The following is a 4,236-nucleotide window of genomic DNA, read 5'->3' as shown; positions in this document are numbered from 1 at the left end:
GGGTTGTTGGCCGCATGCCCCTTAAATGCTTATCGGAACGGATGAATTCTCTTGGCATCTGGTATGCCAAGAGTTAGAATTGGACCTGTTCTAAAGAAGGTTGACGGGACTCATCGATGAGCCATGACGTGCACGAGGTCCGCTCGTTCGAACACCCGGGCGAGGGACGGAAGCGAGCCAAGGCCACGCCCAAGGGGCGGCAGGTCGATCCCACGGCCGCACACGAGATCGAGCAGTTGCTCGGCGATCGCCCGCGGCGGCGCGACCTCCTGATCGAATATCTCCACCTGATCCAGGACACATATCACCAGATCTCGGCGGCGCATCTCGCCGCGCTTGCCGACGAGATGAAGCTCGCTTTCGCCGAGGTGTTCGAGACCGCGACTTTCTACGCGCATTTCGACATCGTGAAGGAAGGTGAACCTGACATCGCGCCGCTGACGATCCGTGTCTGCGATTCTCTCACTTGCGCGATCCTGGGCGGCGAGAAGCTGCTCGCGGATTTGCAGAGCGCGTCGGGTCCCGGCATCCGCGTCGTGCGCGCGCCCTGCGTCGGCCGCTGCGACACCGCACCTGCCGCGGAAGTCGGACACAACTTCGTCGATCATGCGACCGTCGCCAATGTGATGGCGGCCGCGAAGGCCGGCGACACCCACGCGCATCTGCCCAAATATATCGGCTACGACGCCTATGTCGCGGGCGGCGGCTACAAGCTGCTCAATCGCGTTCGTTCGGGTGAATTGCCGAAGGACGATCTGCTGAAGGCGCTCGACGACGCCTCGCTGCGCGGCCTCGGCGGCGCCGGCTTCCCGACGGGCCGCAAATGGCGCGCGGTGCTGGGCGAGCCCGGTCCGCGGCTGATGGCGATCAACGGCGACGAGGGCGAGCCCGGCACGTTCAAGGATCGCGTCTATCTCGAAAGCGATCCGCACCGCTTCATCGAGGGCATGCTGATCGGCGCGCATGTGGTGCAGGCCTCCGACGTCTACATCTACCTGCGCGACGAATATCCGGCCTCGCGCGAGATCCTGGAGCGCGAGATCGCAAAGCTGCCGCCGGATGGCCCGACGCTGCACATGCGCCGCGGCGCCGGCGCCTATATCTGCGGCGAGGAATCTTCGCTGCTCGAGAGCATCGAGGGCAAGCGCGGCCTGCCCCGGCACAAGCCGCCTTATCCGTTCCAGGTCGGCCTGTTCGGCCTGCCGACGCTGATCAACAACATCGAGACGCTGTGGTGGGTGCGCGACATCGTCGAGAAGGGCGCCGACTGGTGGAAGGGCCACGGCCGCCACGAGCGTCATGGCCTGCGCAGCTTCTCGGTCTCGGGCCGCGTGAAAAAACCCGGCATGAAGCTCGCGCCATCAGGCATCACCGTGCGCGAGCTGATCGACGAATATTGCGGCGGCATGGCCGACGGCCACACCTTCTACGCCTACCTGCCGGGCGGCGCGTCCGGCGGCATTTTGCCGGGATCGATGGACGACATCCCGCTCGATTTCGGTACGCTGGAGAAATACGGCTGCTTCATCGGCTCGGCCGCGATCGTGATCCTGTCGCAGAAGGACAGCGTGCGCGCAGCGGCTCTGAACCTGATGAAGTTCTTCGAGGACGAGAGCTGCGGCCAGTGCACGCCGTGCCGCGTCGGAACCCAGAAGGCGGCGCTGTTGATGCAGAAGCCGGTCTGGGACCGTGCCTTGCTGGAAGAATTGAGCCAGGCGATGCGCGATGCCTCGATTTGCGGGCTCGGACAGGCCGCATCGAATCCGCTTGCCACCGTGATCAAATATTTCCCTGACGAGTTCAAGGAAGCGGCCGAATGACCAAAATCACGTTCGAGCTCGACGGCAAGCAGGTCGAGGCCAGTCCCGGCGAGACCATCTGGCAGGTCGCAAAACGCCAGGGCCGCGACATCCCGCATCTGTGCTATTCGCCGGCGCCCGACTATCGCCCCGACGGCAATTGCCGCGCCTGCATGGTCGAGATCGAGGGCGAGCGCGTGCTCGCCGCATCCTGCAAGCGCACGCCGTCGGTCGGCATGAAGGTGAAGACCGAAAGCGCGCGCGCAGTTTCGGCGCAGAAGATGGTGATGGAGCTGCTCGTCGCCGACCAGCCGGCGCGCGAGACCTCGCACGATCCGGATTCGAAGTTCTGGCACTGGGCCGAGACCACCGGCGTCACCGAGAGCCGCTTTCCCGCCGCCGAGCGCTGGGCGACCGACGCCAGCCATCCGGCGATGCGCGTCAATCTCGATGCCTGCATCCAGTGCGGCCTGTGCGTGCGCGCCTGCCGCGAGGTCCAGGTCAACGACGTCATCGGCATGGCCTACCGCAATCATGGCTCGAAGATCGTGTTCGACTTCGACGATCCCATGGGCGAGTCCACCTGCGTCGCCTGCGGCGAATGCGTGCAGGCCTGCCCGACCGGCGCGTTGATGCCGGCCGTGATGCTCGACGAGAAGCAGACCCGCGTCACCTATGCCGACAGGAAGGTGGACTCGCTCTGCCCGTTCTGCGGCGTCGGCTGCCAGGTCACCTACGAGGTCAAGGACGAGAAGGTGATCTATGCGGAGGGCCGCGACGGTCCCGCCAACCGCAACCGTCTCTGYGTCAAGGGCCGCTTCGGCTTCGACTACATCCACCATCCGCATCGCCTGACCAAGCCGCTGGTGCGGCTGCCCAATGCGAAGAAGGATGCCAACGACCAGGTCGATCCGGCCAATCCCTTCACCCATTTCCGCGAAGCGAGCTGGGAGGAAGCGCTCGACATCGCCGCCAAGGGTCTCGTCAAGATCCGCGACACCAACGGCGTGAAGGCGCTCGCCGGGTTCGGCTCGGCCAAGGGCTCGAACGAAGAGGCCTATCTGTTCCAGAAGCTGGTGCGCACCGGTTTCGGCTCCAACAATGTCGACCACTGCACCCGGCTGTGCCACGCCTCGTCGGTGGCGGCGCTGTTCGAAGGCCTGAGTTCGGGCGCCGTGTCGGCGCCGTTCTCGGCGGCGATGGACGCCGAGGTCATCATCGTGATCGGCGCCAACCCGACCGTGAACCATCCGGTCGCCGCCACCTTCATCAAGAACGCGGTCAAGCAGAATGGCGCCAAGCTGTTCGTGATGGACCCGCGCCGGCAGACGCTGTCGCGCCATGCGACCAAGCATCTGCAGTTCAAGCCCGGCTCCGACGTCGCCATGCTGAACGCGATGATCAACACGATCATCACGGAAGGCCTGACCGACGACCAGTACATCGCCGGCTATACCGAGGGCTTCGAGGACCTCAAGGAGAAGATCAAGGAGTTCACGCCGGAGAAGATGGAAGCGATCTGCGGCGTCCCGGCGCAAACGCTGCGCGAGGTTGCGCGCACCTATGCGCGGGCAAAGTCGTCGATCATCTTCTGGGGCATGGGCATCAGCCAGCATGTCCACGGCACCGACAATGCGCGCTGCCTGATTGCGCTCGCGCTGATCACCGGCCAGGTCGGCCGCCCCGGCACCGGTCTGCATCCGCTGCGCGGCCAGAACAACGTGCAGGGCGCCTCCGACGCCGGCCTGATCCCGATGTTCCTGCCGGACTACCAGCCGGTCGGCCGCGACGACTTGCGCGGCGCCTTCGAGAAGCTGTGGCAGCAGGATCTCGATCCCGTGCGCGGCCTCACGGTGGTCGAGATCATGAACGCGATCCATGCCGGCGAGATCAAGGGCATGTATATCGAGGGCGAGAATCCCGCAATGTCGGACCCCGATCTCCAGCATGCGCGCCACGCGCTCGCCATGCTCGACCATCTCGTGGTGCAGGATCTCTTCGTCACCGAGACCGCGTTCCACGCCGACGTCATCCTGCCGGCCTCGGCCTTCGCCGAGAAGGACGGCTCCTTCACCAACACCGATCGCCGCGTGCAGCTCGCGCGCCAGGTGATCAAGCCGCCGGGCGATGCGCGGCAGGATCTCTGGATCATCCAGGAGATCGGCAAGCGCATGGGCCTGCCGTGGAATTATGCCGGCCCCGGCGATGTCTACACCGAGATGGCAGAGCTCATGCCGTCGCTCAAGAACATCAGCTGGGAACGGCTGGTGCGCGAAGGTGCCGTCACCTATCCGGCGGACGATCCGAACAAGCCGGGCAACGAGATCATCTTCACCACCGGCTTCCCGACCGCGAGCGGGCGCGGCAAGATCGTGCCGGCCCACGTCATCCCGCCGGACGAGCTTCCCGACGCCGAATATCCGATGGTGCTCTCGAC

2 protein-coding genes are annotated in these 4,236 nt (G+C 65.2%); both read left to right on the top strand.

The genetic code is table 11. The features are described 5' to 3' along the window. The first annotated feature begins 116 nt into the window (after window positions 1-116). Window positions 117-1,820 (top strand): NADH-ubiquinone oxidoreductase-F iron-sulfur binding region domain-containing protein, encoded by a 1,704-nt coding sequence (locus tag AC1D00_RS29600; protein ID WP_477013105.1) that lies wholly within the window; start codon window positions 117-119, stop codon window positions 1,818-1,820. Next, the coding region (locus tag AC1D00_RS29595) for a molybdopterin-dependent oxidoreductase (protein WP_477013104.1) at window positions 1,817-4,236 on the top strand (2,420 nt) is incomplete at its 3' end. The genes AC1D00_RS29600 and AC1D00_RS29595, both read left to right, overlap by 4 nt.

It is taken from the genome of Bradyrhizobium sp. P2_E8, from assembly GCF_056403875.1.
Note: the sequence above shows the minus strand (reverse complement) of the source record. Positions and strands in the feature narration are given on the sequence as shown.